The organism is Alistipes intestinihominis (assembly GCF_040095975.1).
Classification (GTDB): domain Bacteria; phylum Bacteroidota; class Bacteroidia; order Bacteroidales; family Rikenellaceae; genus Alistipes; species Alistipes senegalensis.
Map to the genome: position 1 here is coordinate 22,631 of NZ_JBBMFL010000001.1, position 19,278 is coordinate 41,908.

At 60.9% G+C, this 19,278-nt stretch carries 14 protein-coding genes and 1 tRNA gene; 2 read left to right on the plus strand and 13 right to left on the minus strand.

What is annotated here, in order from left to right; genetic code table 11:
- Together WMO46_RS00105 and dprA are read right to left on the minus strand one after the other, a co-directional pair.
- Positions 1-795: a TatD family hydrolase gene (locus WMO46_RS00105; RefSeq protein WP_349093535.1), complete on the minus strand. Its 795-nt coding sequence runs from the start codon at positions 793-795 to the stop codon at positions 1-3.
- A complete protein-coding gene (gene dprA, locus WMO46_RS00110) occupies positions 792-1,892 on the minus strand; it encodes a DNA-processing protein DprA (RefSeq protein ID WP_349093536.1) in 1,101 nt (366 codons plus the stop codon). Before dprA ends, WMO46_RS00105 begins: the two co-directional genes overlap by 4 nt.
- A 220-nt stretch (positions 1,893-2,112) precedes the next feature.
- Between dprA and WMO46_RS00115 the strand changes: the two genes are divergently transcribed.
- Positions 2,113-2,183 (plus strand) — tRNA-Cys (locus WMO46_RS00115).
- Positions 2,184-2,547: 364 nt separating this feature from the next.
- Entirely contained in the window at positions 2,548-2,937 is a 390-nt protein-coding gene (locus WMO46_RS00120) for a nucleotidyltransferase family protein (protein WP_242493135.1), read from the plus strand.
- Here WMO46_RS00120 and WMO46_RS00125 read toward each other — a convergent pair.
- The 11 genes from WMO46_RS00125 to WMO46_RS00175 form a co-directional block, all read right to left on the minus strand.
- Complete coding sequence (locus tag WMO46_RS00125; protein ID WP_129650990.1) at positions 2,897-4,438, minus strand: sulfatase family protein; 1,542 nt, start codon at positions 4,436-4,438, stop codon at positions 2,897-2,899. The two genes, WMO46_RS00120 and WMO46_RS00125, sit on opposite strands and share 41 nt — an antisense overlap.
- Before the next feature lie 131 nt (positions 4,439-4,569).
- Positions 4,570-6,687, minus strand: coding sequence for a Tex family protein (locus WMO46_RS00130; RefSeq protein WP_129650988.1), 2,118 nt, complete (start codon positions 6,685-6,687; stop codon positions 4,570-4,572).
- A 231-nt stretch (positions 6,688-6,918) separates the two neighbouring features.
- Positions 6,919-7,701, minus strand: a complete 783-nt coding sequence (gene tatC / locus WMO46_RS00135) for a twin-arginine translocase subunit TatC (protein WP_019151985.1) — start codon at positions 7,699-7,701, stop codon at positions 6,919-6,921.
- A gap of 12 nt (positions 7,702-7,713) precedes the next feature.
- Positions 7,714-8,619: a sugar phosphate isomerase/epimerase family protein gene (locus WMO46_RS00140; protein ID WP_349093538.1), complete on the minus strand. Its 906-nt coding sequence runs from the start codon at positions 8,617-8,619 to the stop codon at positions 7,714-7,716.
- 12 nt (positions 8,620-8,631) lie between these two features.
- Positions 8,632-9,513 carry a 3-keto-disaccharide hydrolase gene (locus WMO46_RS00145; RefSeq protein WP_019151987.1) on the minus strand — a complete coding sequence of 294 codons (882 nt, stop codon included), beginning with the start codon at positions 9,511-9,513 and terminating at the stop codon, positions 8,632-8,634.
- A 34-nt stretch (positions 9,514-9,547) separates the two neighbouring features.
- A complete protein-coding gene (locus WMO46_RS00150) occupies positions 9,548-11,020 on the minus strand; it encodes a Gfo/Idh/MocA family protein (RefSeq protein WP_026076774.1) in 1,473 nt (490 codons plus the stop codon).
- A gap of 24 nt (positions 11,021-11,044) precedes the next feature.
- A complete protein-coding gene (locus WMO46_RS00155) occupies positions 11,045-11,254 on the minus strand; it encodes a Sec-independent protein translocase subunit TatA/TatB (protein WP_019151989.1) in 210 nt (69 codons plus the stop codon).
- 46 nt (positions 11,255-11,300) lie between these two features.
- Positions 11,301-12,374, minus strand: a complete 1,074-nt coding sequence (locus WMO46_RS00160; RefSeq protein WP_019151990.1) for a Gfo/Idh/MocA family protein — start codon at positions 12,372-12,374, stop codon at positions 11,301-11,303.
- Positions 12,375-12,576: 202 nt separating this feature from the next.
- Complete coding sequence (locus WMO46_RS00165) at positions 12,577-14,187, minus strand: DUF6377 domain-containing protein (protein WP_019151991.1); 1,611 nt, start codon at positions 14,185-14,187, stop codon at positions 12,577-12,579.
- A 7-nt stretch (positions 14,188-14,194) separates the two neighbouring features.
- Entirely contained in the window at positions 14,195-16,396 is a 2,202-nt protein-coding gene (locus WMO46_RS00170; protein ID WP_410520070.1) for an alpha-galactosidase, read from the minus strand.
- A gap of 101 nt (positions 16,397-16,497) precedes the next feature.
- Positions 16,498-19,218, minus strand: a complete 2,721-nt coding sequence (locus tag WMO46_RS00175) for a hypothetical protein (RefSeq protein ID WP_349093543.1) — start codon at positions 19,216-19,218, stop codon at positions 16,498-16,500.
- Between the last annotated feature and the right edge of the window lie 60 nt (positions 19,219-19,278).

Sequence of the window (19,278 nt, forward strand, 5' to 3'; positions counted from 1 at the left end):
TCAGATTCCTTTGAAGATTCGTTTTGCATTTTCGGCCGTCGCGGCGGCCACTTCCGCGGGCGTCAGCCCCTTGATTTCGGCGACTTTTTCGCACGCGTAGCGCACGTAGGCCGATTCGTTGCGTTCGCCCCGGTGGGGTGCGGGCGTCAGGTAGGGGCAGTCGGTTTCGAGGACGATCTCCCGCAGCTCCATGTCGCGCACGACCTCGGCCAGCCGGCTCTTTTTGAAGGTCACCACGCCCCCGATTCCGAAGACGAAATCGCCCAGCTCCCGGAGTTCCCGGCAGGTTTCGATGCCGTCCGAATAGGCGTGGAAGACGCCCCGAAGCCCCTGGCCGCGGAATTCGCGTACGAGGGCGACGGTCTCAGGCCATGCATCGCGCGTATGCACGGCGATCGGCAGTCCGTATTGCAGGGCCAGTTCGATCTGGCGTCGGAAGGCTTCGGTCTGCTCCTCGCGGAAATCGCGGCTCCAATAGAAATCCAGCCCGATTTCGCCCACGGCGCAGAAGGACGGAATGCCTTCGGGCGGGGTTTGCAGGTATTGTTCGACCGACGCCAGCTCCTCGCGCCAGCGGGGGTTGTCGTTGACCGACGTGGGGTGCAGCCCCATCATCGGGACGCAGCGTTCCGGATGGCGGCGGCAGAGTGCGAAGAGCCTCCCGTGGCTTTCGGAGTCGATGGCCGGCAGCAGCAGCGTTTCGACGCCTTCGGCCGCGGCGCGTGCCAGAGCCTCTTCGCGGTCGGGGTCGAACGCCTCGTCGTAGAGATGCGAATGGGTGTCGATCAGTTTCATAGCTTCATGTATCGGTTTCCGGGCAGCTGCCGCACGGCGCCGGCCAGCTCCAGTCCTACGAGCAGCGTCGCCAGTTCGCCGGGGTTCAGCCCGCTGAGCTCTCCGAGGGCCTCGACCGAAAGCGGATCGTCGGTGCGGAAACACCCCAGCAGTCCGGCTTCGTCGGGTGTGAGTTCCGGGGTTGCGGGCTTCGGACGCAGCCGGGAGGGGTTTTCGCCGAGGTCCCACATCAGTTCGCGCACCACGTCGTCGGCCGTCAGCACCAACTGCGCCTTGCGGTTGCGGATCAGGTGATTCGTGCCGGACGACGCCCGGTCGGTGATGCGTCCCGGTACGGCCATCACCGTGCGGTCGTAAGCGTCGGCGCAGTGGGCCGTGAAGAGCGAACCGCCCGAGTCCGGCGATTCGACGACGATACATCCGGCGCTCAGCCCCGCGATGATGCGGTTGCGGGCGAGATAGAAGTTGCCGTTTTGCTTCGACTGCGAATGGAGTTCCGTGACCAACGCTCCTCCGTGGGCGAGGATGTCGCGCGCCACATCCGTATGCTGTGCGGGCGTTACGCCGGGCAGCGGATTGGCCAGCACCGCGACGGTCGGCACGCCTGCCGCGAGGGCCGCCCGGTGCGCCGCAACGTCGATGCCGAAAGCGAGTCCGCTCACGATGCAAAGCCCCGGAACCCGTTCCGCCAGCCCTTCGACAATCCGGTTGCAGGCCGTTTGCCCGTAGGGCGTCGCCTCGCGGGTCCCCACGACCGAAACGCACCGCGCCGAGAGGGCCTCGACGCTGCCCCGGACGTAGATCACGTGGGGATAGTCGGGGATTTCGCGCAGCAGCGGCGGATATTCCGGGTCGGTCGAGGCGATGGCTGCAATGCCGTTGCGGCGGCAGTAGGCGAGCTCCTTTTCAGCCGCGGAAAAGCCCTTCCGGCGGACGATCTGCTGCACCAGATCGGGCCGCAGTTCCGCTTTGCCGGTCAGTTCGCCGGCGGTGGCCGCGAAGACGCTCCGCGCATCGCCGAACTGCTCCAGCAGATGCACGGCGCCTTTCGGACCGATGCCCGGAGTCATTTGAAGGGCAATATCCTCGATGGTCATGGACGCGAATGGAATGACGTTTTTTTCGATGGGTAAAAGTAACGAATTTTGGGAAATAACGAGAATTTCTCCGGGAAATAACGCAAAGTTGGGCGGAAGTTTTGCAGAAATTAGAAATGTTTGTATATTTGCACTCCCGATGCGTCCGGAATTGGGCGTTAGCGTTTTCCGGGCCGGATTTCGAGATTGGCCGAGGAAGGGGGCATATGCGGGAAATAATGGTCTGATGGCCGAGTGGCTAGGCAAAGGTCTGCAAAACCTTGTACAGCGGTTCGAATCCGCTTCAGACCTCTGATTTTTAGGGACTGCCGATTGACGGCGGTCCCCTTTTTCTTTTTTATTTGCAGGCTATTCAAACATTTCTATCGTTGCTCCTGCGAACATCATAAATATAAACACTACGTTTCTATACGCTCTTGGGCAGTATGGCACTTAACCATTTGCGCAGAACCGTTGGGGCTTTCGTTCGTACTCCGGTACCGACACGCCGCAAGGCCAGCCGCAGGCGGTTTCCGCCGTGCAACCTCCCGATTCGTTTTCGTTTCCATCCGCCCGATTAGCAACTGATTGCTGATCAAACTGTTATTTTCTTTGTCGTGCGATGCCGCACGATAAGGACAGCCCTCATTATGTCCAATTTTCAACAATCAATCACATGGAAACGAATCAAAACTCCGTGCAGGAACAGCCTGCCGAACGACTTTACGATCCCGCCGAAGCCGCGCAGATCGTCCGCATCCTCACCGACGGCTATTTCAATCCCGAATATATCCTGCTGTTCGGGAAACTGGTCGGCGGCACGCCGCACAGCGATGCCGCGGCCTACGACCTGCTCGTCGTGGTGCGCGATACGCCGGAATACGACTGGATTCAGGCGAGGCGGTATTCTGCGCTGCAAAATGCCGCCCCGCCTGCAAAAATCGCCTACATTGATCTTTACATCCTGCCGTTGAACTGCGTCGAATCGAACGGCGGTTCTGGCATCCTTCGGCGCAGTTTCTTCCTTACCGGTTCCCGGCGTACAGGCCGCTCATTATGTCGGTGATCTGTTTCCAGGAATTGCCGCCGTCGTTGGCCGCTTTGGCTCCGGGCGTCGATCGGCCATCCTCGATGTACTTCTTCACCCGGGCGGCCATCTCCCTGATCCGGCCGGCGTATTCCGGATTGTTTATCTGGTTGACCTTCTCTTCGGGATCGTTGACCATGTCGTAGAATTGCAGCGGGGGCTGTCCGTCGATCCTGTACTCTTCGCCGGAACTGTTTCCCGCGTTGAATATCAGCTTGTACTGTGGCGTCCGGTAGGTGAAATAGCCGGCTCCCGACGTGGCGATCAGATCGGTCCGGCCGGAGTTGCCCGAGCCGTCGAGTATCGGCCAGAAACTGAAACTGTCTTCGGCCTCGTCGTCGGCTATCCGGTAGCCGAGCATGTCGGCGAATGTGGCGTACAGATCGGTCAGCGAGACGAGCGAATTATCGGTCACGCGTCCGTACCGATCGCCCCACGACAGGATGAAGGGAATGCGGTGGCCGCCTTCCCAGCCGTGCGACTTGTAGCCCCGGTAAATATAGGACGGATAGTGTCCTTTCCGGTTTATCCTGTCCATGTTGATGTAACCGGCGCAGCCGTTGTCGGCGGCGAACATGACGATCGTGTTGTCGTATTTGCCGATCTCCTTCAGCTTTCGATTGACCCTGCCGACGATGTCGTCTATCATCATCACCAGGTCGCCGTAGTCGCCGATCTTGGATTTGCCCTTGAACTCCTTGCTCGGGAAAAGCGGGATGTGGGGAGCCGTCAGTGCCATGTAGAGGAAGAACGGTTTGTCGGAATCCTTGTTTTCGTCGAGGTAGTCGAGCATCTTGTCCGCCAGATGGGGCTGCATGCCGTCGGCGCTCCAGTCGCTGTGGCCGATGCCGCCCTTGATTTTGTACAGACCGCCGCCGGATTCTTCGAATCTCGTGTTCGGCTGTTTCTCCGCCATGTCGTTGACCATGTAGAGGTGCGGAGGCCCGGACGGAGAGGTCAGCCCGTAGAAATAGTCGAATCCCCGATCGGTGGGACCGTTGGCCACGCGCTTCGTAAAGTCGATGTTGTCAACGGTTTTCGCTTTGCCTTCCTTGTATGTCCAGTCCCATCCCAGATGCCATTTGCCGATGGCCGCCGTCGTGTAGTCGCAGGCTCGGAACATGTCGGCGATGGTGTTGCGGCCCGTCGCGATCATCGGGGGCGACATGACGCCGAGCACACCGCCTTTTTTCGTCGAACGCCAGTTGTAGCGGCCGGTGAGGATCGAGTAGCGCGAGGGCGTGGAGAGTGCGGACGAAGCGTGCGCATCGGTGAACGCGATGCCGCGGTTGCACATTTCGTCGAGCCAGGGGGTGTCGATCTGTGAATCGGGATTAAGCCCTCTCACGTCCCCGATTCCCATGTCGTCGGCAAGGATCAGGATGACGTTGGGCCGCGGGTTCTTTCCGAAGGCCCCGTAGCACGAGGCCAGTGCCCCCAGCAGGCACGACGAGGTAATGAACAGGTTGTTTTTTCTCATCGGACAAATGGGTTAATGGTTTGAATACCCAAAGGTAGGCGATGTTTTACGGACCGGCGGACAATATTCGACCTTAAGAGGCCATTTTTCGACCAGGATAGCCGTTGCGGGGCCTCGCTTGGTCCGGTCTTTTATGCTTCGCGGCGCATCGAGAGCGCGATGCGTCCGCGGACGGTGTCGATGCCTGTCACCCGCACTTCGACGTGCTGTCCCAGGTGCACCACGTCGGCCGGGGAGGCGACGTAGCGGTCGGCCAGCTGCGAGATGTGGACCAGTCCGTCCTGCTTGACGCCGATGTCCACGAAAGCCCCGAACGCCGTGATGTTCGTCACGATGCCCGGCAGCTGCATCCCCGGGCGCAGGTCGTCGATCGTGTGCACGTTGGGATCGAACGCGAAGACCTGCAACTGCTCCCGCGGGTCGAGGCCCTGCTTGTCGAGCGCTTCGAGGATGTCCGTTACAGTCGGCAGCCCCACGTCGCCGTCCACGTATCGTTCGGGCCGTATGGATTTGCGCAGGGCCTTGTCCGCGAGCAGCTGCTCCACGGTGACGCCCGCATCGGCGGCCATGCGCCCGGCGATGTGGTACGATTCGGGGTGCACGGCGCTGTTGTCCAGCGGATTCGTGCCGCCCACGACCCGCAGGAATCCGGCCGCCTGTTCGAAAGCCCTGGCTCCCAGCCGCGGCACTTTGAGCAGCTCCCGGCGGCTTTTGAAATCCCCGTTCGCGGCGCGGTAGGCCACGATGTTCTCCGCCAGCGCCGGGCCGAGTCCCGAAATGTAGGTCAGAATATGTTTCGAGGCGGTATTGATGTTCACGCCGACACGGTTGACGCAGCTCTCCACGACCGTGACGAGCCGGGATTTCAGTTTCCCCTGATCGACGCTGTGCTGATACTGCCCGACGCCGATCGACTTGGGGTCGATCTTGACCAGCTCCGAAAGGGGGTCGATCAGGCGGCGTCCGATGCTCACGGCCCCGCGCACCGTCACGTCGTGGTCGGGAAACTCCTCGCGGGCCGCGGCCGATGCCGAGTAGACCGACGCGCCGTCCTCGCTCACCATGAAGATCTCGACGCCTGCAAGCCCCAGTCCGCGGACCAGTTGTTCGGTTTCGCGGCCCGCCGTGCCGTCCCCGACGGCGAACGCTTCGGTCTTGTACTTCGCGGCCAGCGTTTTCAGGGTTTCGGCGGCCTCGGCATAGCGGTTCTGCGGCGCATGGGGATAGACGGTCGTGTTGTGGAGCAGGCCGCCCTGCGAATCGAGCACCACGACCTTGCAGCCCGTGCGGAACCCGGGGTCGAGGGCGATCACGCGCTTCTGTCCCAGCGGCGGCGAAAGCAGCAGTTGCCGCAGGTTCTCGGCGAAGACCCGGATGGCTTCGTCGTCGGCCTTTTCCTTGGCCGCCGCCAGCTGTTCGGTTTCGATCGAGGGGCGCATGAGGCGTTTGAACGAATCCGCGGCTGCGGCCTCCATCCACGTGCGCGTCGCCGAGCCGGGGCGGATGAACTGGCGGCAAAGCCCCTCGATGCAGCGGTCGGCGTCGATGTCGATCGTGATCTTCAGCACGCCTTCGTCGGCTCCGCGGCGCATGGCCAGAAACCGGTGCGACGAGATGCTGCGCAGCGGCGTCGCGGCGTCGAAATAGTCGGAATATTTGGCTCCTTCGGCCTCCTTGCCCTTCACGACCTTCGTGTGCACGACGCCCTCGCGGGCGAAGGTGCGGCGCAGGCCGTTGCGGGCCTGTTCGTTCTCCGAGATGCGTTCGGCGATGATGTCGCACGCCCCGGCGAGGGCGTCTTCGGGGGTCGGTACTTCGGCCGAGACGTAACGCCGGGCCTGCTGTGCCGCGTCGCGGGCCCGCTGTGCCATGACGAGGTCGGCGAGCGGTTCCAGCCCCCGTTCGCGGGCCACGGTGGCGCGGGTGCGGCGTTTGGGCTTGTAGGGCAGGTAGAGGTCCTCCAGCTCCACCGGGTCCCAGCACTCCTCGATGCGCCGGCGGAGCTCCGGAGTCAGTTTCCCCTGCTCTTCGATGGTCGTGAGTATGGTTTGGCGGCGGGATTCGAGTTCGGTGAGGCGTTCCAGCTGCTCCTTGACGGCGCCCACCTGCACTTCGTCGAGCGAGCCGGTCGCCTCCTTGCGGTAGCGGCTGATGAAGGGGATCGTCGCACCGTCGCGCAGCAGGCGCACGGTGCCCTGCACCTGCGGCAGGGCGATTCGGAGTCGTCGGGAGATGATTTGTTCGATCATGTTCGGAAGTCTTTGGATGCAAAGATAGTGCAAGCCGAGAGCAAACGCAAGCTTGCTTGCATTTTGCCGAGGCGCCGCCTGTCTAAGGCGCAGCCAAAGTAGTGCAAGCCGGGAGCAAACGCAATCTTGCCTGCATTTTGCCGGGCGCAGCCTGTCCGGGCGTTGCCGGAGAGATGAAAAACCGGGATTTCCACGGCGGAAATCCCGGTTTCGGCAGAACGGATGTCGGGGTCAGTCCCTCGAAAATTTGATGCCGAGCTCGTAGAGCAGGTAGATCGGCAGGAAGACGACCATCAGCGTGAACGGGTCGCCCGAGGGGGTGATGAGCGCCGACAGCACCAGCAGGATGACCACGGCGTGCTTGCGGTATTGCCGGAAGAAGGACTTGGTCACCAGCCCCATTTTCGAGAGCAGCCACGCCAGCAGCGGCAGTTCGAAGACGATCCCCATGACGAATATCAGCATCAGGAAATTCCCCATGTAGGAGGTCAGCGAGATCTGGTTGACGATCGACGTGCTCAGCTGGTACTCCGTGAGGAAGCGGAACGTGAACGGGAACACGAGCATGTAGCCCACGGCGCACCCGAGGAAGAACATGAACGTGCCTCCGATGAACGCCAGTCCGACGCTCCGGCGCTCTTCGCGGAACAGCGCGGGCTGCACGAACCGCCAGATCTCGAAGATCAGGTAGGGGAACATCAGCACCAGCGCGAACCAGAACGACGTGCTGATGTGGGTCAGGAACTGCGACGCGACGTTGATGTTGATGATCTCCACGGAGTAGTTGTCGTTGCTGAAATCCGGGAGCAGCGGGTTGTTCGAGCCGCTGATCTGCGACAGCCACCGGTAGAGCGGAAAGTCCGAGGTGGTCGGTGCCAGCACGAAGTGGTCGAACAGATAGGGCATGGCGCAAAAACAAACTATCACGAATACGAGCAGCACGGCCACCACGCGGATCAGGCTCCAGCGGAGGTCTTCCAGGTGCGCCCAGAACGTCATTTGTTTTTCTTCCATGACAGCCGCGGTTTATTTCCCGTAAGAGGCTTCGACGAAGGGCGCTTCGAGCAGGTAGTCGATGCACTCGCGGACGCTGCGGACGATGTCGTCGTAGCTCGATCCCTCGATCTCGACGATGATGTTCTCGACGCCGGCGGTCTCCGCGTTGGCGAAGATGGCGTCGAATCCCACCATCCCGCTTTGGCCGATCTCACGGCGGTCCTTGATGTGCAGCAGCTTGAACCGCCCCGGGTACTTCTTGAAATAGTCCACCGGGCTGGCCTTTCCCATCACGGCCCAGTAGACATCCATTTCGAACAGCACCTTGTCGGGATCGGTGTTCTCGATCATGTAGTCGAGCATCACCCGGTCCTCGATCTTCTCGAATTCGCGCGAGTGGTTGTGGTAGCCGAATTTCAGCCCGGCGGCCTTGCAGCGGGCGCCGACTTCGTTGAAATAGCGGCAGTAGGTCGCCAGCTCTTCGAGCGTCGAGACCTTCCGCATCGACGGGACGACGATGTATTCCGCACCGGCGGCCTTGTGCGCCGCGATGCACTCGTCCCACCATGCGAGGGCCTTCGAGAAGTCGCCTGCGGCCAGCTCCTCGTCCGAAAGATTGATCGTGCAGTGTGTGGAGAGCACCTTCATGCCGGCCTCCTCCACGTCCTTGCGGAACTGTTCGGGGGTCTGTCCGTAGATTTTGCCATCCTTGTAGCTGGCCGCCTCCACCGAGGTGTAGCCCATGTCGGCGAGCTGTTTCAGCACGGGTTTGTAGTCCTCCTGATTGTTGCCGAAGGCTCCGATCAGGCTCCGCACGGAGTAGAGCTGGATGCCGACCTCCTTTTTCGGCGTCTTCTCCGCCCCGGCGGAGCATCCGCCGAGGAGCACCGCCAGGGTGAGAAGTGCGCAAACCGTTGTCAGAAAACGGGTCTTCACGGTCGCGGGAGATTAGTCGAGGATCTTGATGCGGATGTTGCGGAACCAAACGTCGTCGCCGTGGTCCTGGAGACCGATGTAGCCTTCGTGGTTCTCGCCGCCGCAGTTGTTGAGCAGTTCGAACGCCAGCGGCCACTTCTTCGGGCTGAACTTGCTGTTCTCCAGCATCTCGGTCCACTGGGGCGTCCAGAGGTGGTACTCCACGACGTTCTGATCGTTCTGTCCGTGTACGACCGTGCCTTTGTAAACCATGATCTTGGCCTTGTTCCATTCGCCGAAGGGCTTCTGGTTCTGCGGAACGGCCGGGATCATGTCGTAGAGCGATGCCGACTGGCGGTTGCCGTCAACGCCCAGTTTGGCGTCGGGGTGGTTCGCATTGTCGAGCACCTGGTACTCGGGGCACGAGATGTAGATCGGCTCGTATTTGGTCTTGCCGTCCTTCTGGGTCGTAACCTCCTGGGCCAGGTAGAAGATGCCCGAGTTGCCGCCCTTCGAGACCTTCCACTCCATCTCCAGTTCGAAGTTCTTGAACTTCTTGGCGAAGATCAGGTCGCCGCCCTCGCCCGTCTGGGCTTCGCCGCCGCCCGAGCCGTTGAACTTGATGGCGCCGTCGTCGATCGTCCAGCGCGAAGGAACGTTCTCCTTGCCGTAGCCGCGCCAGCCGTTGAGCGTCTTGCCGTCGAAGATCACGTAGTAGCCGTCCTTGTCCTGCGGGAACGACGCGAGGTCCACCTGCGCGTTGTCCACGACGGTGTATTCGGGAACTGCGGGCGTTTCGCTTTCCGCCTTGGCCGAAGCGTCGCCGGCCGTCTTCGCTTTGCCGCCGGGGCCTCCGCACGATACGAGTGACGCGGTCAGCGCCACGCAAGCCGAGAATAAAAGGGTCTTTTTCATATTCTTTCTGTTTTTTTAGGTTTTACGAATTTGTTCAGCGCGGCATGTCGGGCAGTTTCCAACCGTCGCGGTAGGTGTGTTTGATGAGTTCCTGCGCGAACTGCTGCGCGTTGACCGGATCGGTCCAGGTCTTGTCGAAGGTCGGGTGTCCGTCCTTGATGTGGAAACCGTCCTTGATGACCGTCTTGATCATGGCGTCGTCGGGAATGTTCGTGAAACGCATGTTTTCACCGTCCCATTCGAGTTCCCGGTTGAGGCTTTGCAGACGCACGGCCAGCACGCCCATGACGACCATCTCGTTGAACGGTCCGGCCTCGCTGAAGTCCGAGGCGCTCGGCGTGCGGTATTCGGGGTCCTCCTTGCAGGCGCGCACCCAGTCCATCTGGTGCGATTCGGTGATCTCGCGCAGTACCTTCGGAGCCTCGGGCACGCGGCCCGAAACCAGGTAGGGGTCCTTGCCGTAGCATCCGCAGATCAGCGTATCCTTCGTGCCGTAGAAGATCGCGCCGCCGCCGCTCATGTTCAGGTCCTTGCCTGCGGGCAGCCCTTCGGGACGCTCCGGCATCAGACCGCCGTCGTACCAGTGCACTTCGACCTCCGGCATGGCCACCTTCGGCATGTTGTCGCGGGCCGGGAAGACGAACTTCACCCGCTGCGCCATGGGGGCGGATTCGTTCAGAAGCAGCGTCGAGCTGCCCTGAACCTTGGTCGGGGAGCCCAGCTTCAGGGCCTTGAACACCGGATGCAGGATGTGGCAGGCCATGTCGCCCAGGGCGCCGGTGCCGAAGTCCCACCATCCGCGGAAGTTCCACGGCGTATAGATCGAGTTGTAGGGCCGGTAGGGGGCCGGACCGATGAAGGCGTCCCAGTTCATCGTCTTCGGAATGCGCTCGTCGTTCTCGGGACGGGCCAGTCCCTGCGGCCAAATCGGACGGTCGGTGAAGGTCTCCACCTTGCGCACCTCGCCGATCTCGCCGTTCCAGATCCATTCGCAGACCTTGCGGACGCCCTCGCCCGAAGCTCCCTGGTTGCCCATCTGGGTGGCTACCTTGTGCTTGTCGGCCAGTTTGGTCAGCAGGCGCGATTCGTAGACGGTGTGGGTCAGCGGCTTCTCGACGTAGACGTGCTTGCCGGCCGTGATGGCGTCGGCGGCGATGATGGCGTGCGTGTGGTCGGCCGTGGCGACCATCACGGCGTCGGCCGATTTGAGCAGTTCGTCGTACATCTTGCGGTAGTCGTTGTACTTCTTGGCTGCCGGGTAGCGCTTGAACACGTGGTCGGCGTATTTCCAGTCCACGTCGCACAGACCGATGATGTTCTGGCTTTCGAGCCCTTTCAGCACCGAGGCGCCGCGGCCTCCGATACCCACGCCCAGGATGTTGAGCTTGTCGCTGGGGGCGGTGTGGCCGAATTTTTTACCTAACACCGTGCTGGGCACGACCGCCAGACCGAGTGCGGCGGCAGCTCCTGTTTTCAGGAACTTTCTTCTCGACATTTCGTTTGACATCGTTTCAGAGATTTTAAGGTTGGATTAGTGATTGGTCTTGTCTTTGGGGTCCGGGTCGGGATTTTCGATATCCTTTTCGATATTGTTCATCCCCTCCTTGAAGCTCCGGACGCCCTTTCCGATTCCCTTCATGAGCTCGGGGATCTTTTTACCGCCGAAAAGCAGCAGGACGATGAGCGCGATGACGATGATCTCGCCGGCACCCAGGTTGCCGAAAAATAGTGGATTGTTCATGGTCGATAGTTTTTTAGAGGTTTAATCAGATCTTGTCGTTTGTCGTTCAGGCATGTTTGCGGAGCAGGCCGTATCCGTTTTTCATCGTGCGGCGGCGTTCGTGGATCTGCCGGAGCGTTTCCAGCTCGCCGATGGCCGGCAGGTCGTGTTTGCGGGCGTCCTGCAGGAACCGCCAGGCGTATTCCGAAGCCTTCGCCGCATCGCGGAACGTGGGGAGCGACGCGCTGCGGCGGCCCGTTTCGATCGACTCGGCGAAGAGTTTGCACAGCACGTCGATGTTTTTGCCGCCGTAGGGCTGTATGAGCCGGTGGGTCTGCGTCACGCCGTGGAGTTCGACGATCGCGGTCTTGAAGTCGTGGGTCATGCGGGCGATGCCCTTCGTGCCGATGATGTCTATGTAGGAGTTGTGCGTCTGGTCCTTGGCCAGCTGTCCGTAGACGTGCCCCTGGGTGATGTCGAACACCACGCCGTTCTCGAACGTGCCGTGGCATTGGAGCCACCACGGCTCCTTGTAGTTCCACATCCGCACGGCCTGGGCGTTCCAGGTCTTGAACTCCGAACCGGCGTACCAGCGCGCGATGTCCACGTAGTGCATGCCGCAGTCGTGGAATGCCGGGCCTTCGAACTCGTGCCCTTCGCCGGGGGCCAGTCCCGGGGTCATGTGGCAGACCCGGATGATGGCCAGTTCGCCGATCTCGCCCTGGGCGATGAAATCCTTGATCGTATTGTGATACCAGGAGTTGCGCAGATAGAGGTTGACCGTGGAGAAGAGCGGCGTGTTTTCAGCCAGTTCCACGGCTTTCCATTCGTTTTCGACGTTGTCGGAGATGGGTTTTTCGGCAATGACGTGTTTTCCGCTGGCGAAAGCCTTTTCGATCTGCGATTTCCGCGAGTCGGCCAGGGCGAACAGTCCCACGGCCTGTATGGTGGGGTCGTCGAAGATTTCCTGTTCGTCGGCGATCACTTTCGCCTCCGGGGCGAGTTCCCGGGCCCGGGCGCGCGATTCGGGCGATATGTCGCAGATGCTGGCGACCTCCCATTTTTCGCTCTTCCGGAGTTCTTCGAGGAAAAATCCTCCCATTCGGCCGAGGCCGATCAAACCGATTCTGATGGGGTTCATTTGTAGTTTGGTAAAGGTTGATTAACTCGGCAGAATCCCCCGAATCCCGAGATCGGCGGTCTGCTTTACAAAAATAGCCTTTATAAATATCGGTTCGGAAAACTATACCTGAAAATGTAGTGTCTGTTTTTATTCATAGTGCTATTTTTCAGCCGTTTGATGTTTCGGAAGGGCCGAAAAAATGTAGTGATTCTGTAACTTTTCACGCGTCGTTTCTGTGTATGCCTCCGATTTTCATGACCTTTTTTTCGAAATCCTCCCGCGAGGCGGCGGCCCGGTTTCTCATCCGGGTCCGGTAATTATAGACCGTGCTCAGCGAACAGCGCAGAAACGATGCGATCCTTACGCTGTCGGTGATGCCCAGCCGGATCAGGGCGTAGATGCGCAGCTCCTTGTTCAGCAGATCCCCGGATTTCGGCGTGATCCGCTCGCTCTCGACCAGCAGTTCGTTGAACTCCTCGATGAAGGTCGGGTAGAGGTTCAGGAAGATTTCGTCGAAATTCCGGAAAAGCTCCTCCTGCTCGTTTTCGAGCATGGAGGTCGATTTCAGCCGGCGGTAGAGTTCGTCGGGCTGCCGCTCCTGCGCCAGTTTTTTCAGCGACTTGCGGTAGTTGTCCATCTTGTCGATGTACATCGAGCAGAGGTCGAAGAAGCGGGCGATGTACTGCACCTTGACGGCGTTGGCGTCGGAGAGCTGTTCGTTGATCTCGTTCAGCTCGATGTTGAGCCGGGCGAGTTCGGCATTGGTCCCCGAGAGCTCTTTCCGCACCCGCGAGAGCTTCCTCACCTGCTTGTAGACGAATACGAACAGCAGGATGAGCACCGCCGAAAGGACGCTGATCAGGATCAGATAGTGTTGCAGTTTGACCTTGGTTTTGGCCTCTTTGTCCTGGTGCGAGGCGATGATGATCGAGGCGAGTTCCGTCATCCGCACGATCCGGAACTGCATGTTGCTGCAAAGGGCGTCTTCGAGGGCCGACTGGGTGTATTTGTAGGCCCGCGAATAATCCTTGTGATCGAAGTAGACTTTCGCCAGGGAGAGTATCGCGTCGTTCTCCTTCGTGGCGTTCTGAATGTCGGCGATCGCCGAGAGGGTGTAATATTTTTTCGCCAGCCAGTCGTCGCCGTTCGCCCGGTAGTGGCTGCCCAGGGAGTTGGCGATCATGGCATAATCGGGGGTTCCGGGCGGTATCTGCGTGAGTTGGTTCAGCAGCCGTTGTTCGGCCTGCTCCCTGGTTTCGGACGTATTGGCCGGGATTCCGAGATGCCGCCGGAGCGAATCCCGGTAAACCGCCCGGTTGTTCGTCGGCCGGCTGGAGCCGGAGAAGACCCCGTAGCAGTCGTAGAAGAAGATGTAGGTCCGGTAATAGAGTTCGAGAAAGCCGGGAGGCAGCTCCCTGCGGATCGAGTCGAGCAGCTGCCGGGCCTCGATGCAGGCGCCGCGGGAGGAGTAGAATCGCGCGAGCCGGATTGCGGCGGAGGCGCAGCGCTCCCGGTCGCCGAGCCGGCGGGCGAGTTCCAGATTGCGTTCTCCGTAGCGGATGGCGGAGTCGAGCCGGTATTTGTAGAAAACTTCGCTGAGACTGTCGTTGATCGCGTACTCCTGTTCCGGGGTCAGTCTGGTCATACACAGCATCCGCCGGAATCCGTCGATGCGCTCCTCCTTCTTTTCGTCGAAAAGCCGCTTGTTCCTGATCATATAGTCCAATTCTCCTTCGAGCGTGGCGGTGTCGTTCCGGCCGCAGGCGGTCAGCACGGCCATGCCGGACAACAGCAGGCTTCGGAGCAGGAATATGGGCTTCCGCAGTTTCATGGACCCGTCACTTGGCTTTCAGGATGAATACGGCGCTGTCGTATATCTTCGACAGATGGGGATTGATGCCGGCGTTCATGAGCAGTTCTCCGCTGAGGGTCTTTCCGTCGAACCAGAAGCGGGGTTTATCGACGTTCAGCTCCCGCACGGTGTATCCCGTCTTGGGGTCGAGTCCGTCGAGGCGGAATTTCGGGATCAGCGAACGCCCCTGGTAACGCAGGCTGTAAGCGAACAGCACGGCCTGCCGCTTGTCCTTGGCGACGTACAGCACGCCGTAGCATCCGCTCTCGTCGTAGGGCGTGCCGATGCGGTAGAGGTCGCCTTGCATCACGATGTCGCGGTACTCCTTGTAGCTGGCGATGGCACGGCGCGCGAACTCCTTCTCGGCGTCGGTCATCTGCTTGGGCTGGAGCTCCATGCCGAGGCGTCCGGCGCAGGCCATGTCGAAGCGGAATTTGATCGGCGTGACGTTGCCCGTTTGGTGGTTGGGCACGGCCGAGACGTGCGAGCCCATGGCCACGGCCGGGTAGAAGAGGCTTGTGCCGTATTGGATGCGGGCCCTTGAAAGCGCTTCGGTGTTGTCGCTGGTCCAGAACTCGTCGAAATATTTGAGCGCCCCGTATTCCACGCGGCCGCCGCCCGAGGCGCAGGCCTGGATCAGCACGTCGGGGTATTTGGCCCGGATGCGCTCCATCACGCGGTAGAATCCCTGCGCATAGTCGATCCAGAAGCGCGACTGCTCGTCGGCGGGCAGATAGGCCGAACCCACGTTGTTGGCGTTGCGGTTGGCGTCCCATTTGATGTAGTCGATCTTGTCCGAGAGCTTCATCGTGTTGTCGAAGACCTCGAAGACGAAGTCCTGCACCGCGGGGTTCGAGAGGTCCAGCAGCCATTGTTTGCGGGTTTCGGGCGCTTCGCGCTTCGGCGGCCGCACGATCCAGTCGGGATGCTTCTCGGCCAGTTCGCTCTTGGGGTTGACCATCTCGGGTTCGATCCAGATGCCGAATTTCAGCCCTTTGCGGTGTGCGTACGAGGCGATGTCGTCGATGCCTGCCGGGAGTTTCTTCCGGTTGACCTGCCAGTCGCCCAGTCCGGCGTTGGCGGCGTTGCGCGGATATTTGTTGCCGAACCATCCGTCGTCGAGCACGAACATTTCGAGCCCCATCGAGGCTGCGTCGTCGATCATCTGTTTCAGCACCTTGGCGTCGAAGTCGAAATAGGCCCCCTCCCAGCTGTTGAGCAGCGTCGGGACCACCCGTTCGGCGTGGTAGACGCCGTAGTTGCGCCCCCAGTCGTGGAGGTTGCGCGAGGCGCCTCCTGCGCCGCGCAGCGAGTGGGTGTAGATCATCTCCGGCGTGGTGAACGATTCGCCCGGGCGCAGCCGGTATTCCGAGCCGTTGGGGTTGGCCCCGGCCAGCACGGTCAGCACGTCGTATTCGTCCACCTCGAAGTTGAGCCGGAAATTCCCGCTCCACGCCAGCGCCCCGGCGATGACCTCGCCGCAGTTCTCGCTGAACGATCCGCTGCCCAGCGTGAGCATGAAGGCGGGATTTTCGGTGTGGGTGGTGCGCACCTCGCGCATCGACTCGATGCTTTTCGACCCGTGGGTCAGCAGCGTGTGATCGACCTGCGCTTCGCGCGCCCAGGCGCCGTAGAGGTGCGTCAGCAGGTATTTGTCGGATTTCAGCGTCACGGCCGAGGAATAGAAGCTGTGGAGCGTGACGGGACCCTCCTCGCGGTTGCGGATCACCGTGTGCGTGGTGATGACGTTCTCCCGGGCGTAGGCCGTGAAGACCAGTTCGACATCCAGCGCCTGACAGCAGTCGGTCATCTTCACGACCGTCTCGGTGACGTTGGGATCGGCCAGCTGCCGTGACGAGTGCGACACGTAGCGCAAATCGGTGTTCATATCCCCGTCGGCGTGGGTGATGCGCAGGGCCGGTTCGCGGAAATTCCGCCCGCCCATCGCGGGGCAGGCCAGGTCGTCGGTTCCGTGGTCGGCACGGCGGGAGCTCTTGTAGCCGGCCAGCGGGGAGGGGTCGTCGATGCGGCTTCCGAAGTGGCGGAAATGAACCTCTCCGTCCGGACGGGCGGCGAGCACGATCGATACGTCGTCGGTGCGGATGTCGATGAGCTGCTGCGGGGCAGCGGCGGACACCGCGCCTGCGGTCAGCGCGGCGGAGAGGATGGTTAGCAGTCGTTTCATCATGGGTTGGGGTCTATAAATGTCGTTACGACTCCAAAGTTACAAAAATATGTGAAAATACCCGAAATAATCCGAAACTCGTTCGCATTTCGGTTCCGTTTCGTTCAGAATGTGTACGCGATGCGCAGATAGCCGTAACGGCCCAGGTAGGAGATCGAGGAGGTGCGCATGTAGTCGGTTTCGAACACCGTCGAAGCATAGTCCGGACGGTTGAGGATGTCGATGACGCCCACCGAGAGCCCCAGCCGGTTCTCCTTGCCGAACTTGCGGCCCGCCGCGGCGTTGAGGATCACGTTGTGGCGCGTGAGCGTATGCGAATTGCTGTTGCAGTAGAATTCGTAGGCGTTCGCCACGGAGGCGAAATACTTTCCGAAGCGCAGGTCCAGCCGGGTGCGGACCGTTTCGCGCAGGTCCTGCGTGGTGCTGTTCTGCGTGGAGTAGGAGCTCATCGAGGTCACGGAGGAGACGGCGATTTTGACCTTGCTCGAAAAGCCCGATTCGAAGCCGGCGCGGAACGAGAGCGCATGGCGGCCCGAGTGGCAGAGCGTCTCGTCGAGGAAATAGGGGGTCTGTTGGAAATCGTAGCCGATGGTGGCGCTGACCGTCGAGCGCAGCGAGGCGATCTGTTGGGAGAAATCGGCCGAACCGCCGAGTTTGTAACACCCTCCGACGTTGGTCTGCGTCGAGAGCTGCGCACCCTTCCGGGCCGTGTAGTCGTACTGGGGGAGGTAGGTCTCTTCGAGGAACAGGATGCGCTGCGAGGCGATGTAGTTGAAGGTGTACCCGCCGTTGAGCCCGATCGAGAAGGTCCGCGCCTTCGGTGCGTTGTTGAAAGAGATTCTTGCCAGCAACGCCATGTCGTTCGGCAGTTTGAGACCGGGGTTTCCGGCCCGCAGCGAGAGGGGGTTCGTGGCGTCGATCGTCGAGCGCAGCGATTCGGTCGGGATCATCTGCGAAAAGGAGCTGATGTTGAGGGTGAACCGCCTTTTGGATTGGCCGGCCATAAGGCTGAACCAGGGATTCAGCTGGTAGAACTGCCTCGGGAAGCGTTCCTTCTCCGGAAAGCGTTCGCTGCGGGCGATCTGATAGACCACTCCCGTGAGGGTGCCTATGATCCAGAGTCCGTCGCGGCTGTAATTCAGGCCGGCTTGCAGGCTGTGCGAATAGCTGTCGTTCGTGTAGTTGTAGGAGTTCACGGGGTCCAGCGTTCCCTGCGGATCGTCGAGAAAATCCACGGACAGCATCTTCGAGCGGTCGTAGCTGCGCTTGAAGGAGTAGGCGGCCGAGAACCGGAGATTCTCCCCGATCTTGTAGCCGTAATCGACCGATGCTTCGAAACCGTACCGGCGGCCGTCGCCGTTGTTGCGCAGTTTGACTTGCAGGCCCTGCACCGAGGCCGCCGTGTCGATCTGCCAGCCGTCCTGGTCCTGCGTGCCGTAATCGCCGTTGACCCAGAACGACAGCGACGATTTTTCGGAGAGGGAAATGTAATAGTTGAGTCGGATGTTGAAACTGAGATTCCGGTTGTCGGAGTCATTGTTGAGGAGTGTGCGGGTCTCGTCGTCGTCGATACGCTGGGAGGTGGAGTTGCGGCTCAGCGACGAATTGTTGTCGAACGAGAAGTCCGTCATGGCGAAAAAAGAATTCTTTCCGCGCCGGACGCTTGTCAGGTTGGAGAGATTCGCCGAGAGGGCTTTGGAGAGGGATTCCCCGGAGTTTTCCTCGGTGCGCAGGGCATAATCGTCGGTCGGGAAATACTCCGTCATCGAGCGGGAGATGCGGCTCTGGCGGCGGCGCTGGAAACCGACCGCGGTCGAAACCGAGGTCGAGTCGCCGCGGCGGTAGGTGTACTCCGCCTGGGCGTCGGTCTGCTTCGTCGGCGTGAGTTTCGAATCGAACGAAGCGCCCTCCGCCCGGGAGTTGTCGTCTTTCAGGTTGGAGGCTTCGATCCGCCAGTTGCCTTTTTCGCTGTTGCGGTAGTAAGTTCCGGCCTCCGAATGGCGGATCTCACGACGCCCGGAGTAGTCCTTTTCGAGGCTCGCGCCGACCGAGGCTTCCAGACTGCCGCCCTGAAGGACGCTGCGTTTCGATTTGGTCTCGACGTTCATCACCTTCTCTTTCCGGGCCGTGGTGTTGCCCAGCCGCTTGGCCTCGGGGCTCAGCTCTTCGTAGACCCGCACGCTCTTGACATCCGAGGCTTCGAGGTCGGTCAGCGCGTACTGGGATTTGTTGCCGAAGAGGTTTTTGCCGTCGATCAGCACCCGTTTGACCTCCTCGCCGCCGGCGAGGATCTTGTTGTCCCGGACCTCGACCCCCGGAAGCTGTTTCAACAGCTCCTCGAAGCGGTCGTCGGCCATCGTTTTGAATGCTCCGGCATTGTAGATCATGGTGTCGCCCTTGAAGACCATGGCGACCCGCTTGCCCACGACCACGACCTGGGCGATCGACTGTTCATCGACCTCCATTCCGACCTCGATGCGGCTCCGGAACTCGGTCGCGGCGAACCGCTTCCTGTATGGTTTGTACCCGAGGTAGGCGACCTCCAGATCGACCGAGTCGCGGAAGATGCGGTCGCACTCGTAGACGGCCAGCGTGCGGTAGAAATCCTTTTTGGAGGTGGTGCCCCGCAGCGTGTCTGCGCCGCTCATGATCGCAATTGTGGCTCCGATCAGCGGGTCTTTCGTCTCCTTGTCCTCGACGGCGATCGTGACCCGTGCAGGGCGGTAGCTGCGGTATACCTGCGGCGTTCCGCTCCGCACGGTGCGTGCGGAGATCGGGCCGGAGAGGCCGGCGATGGCGATAAGCAGCAGGATGAAGCGTGTCAAGTCGGGCGGAAAAGAGCGGTTATGCGATGCAAGATAGCAATTTCTGCTTCAATCGCACAA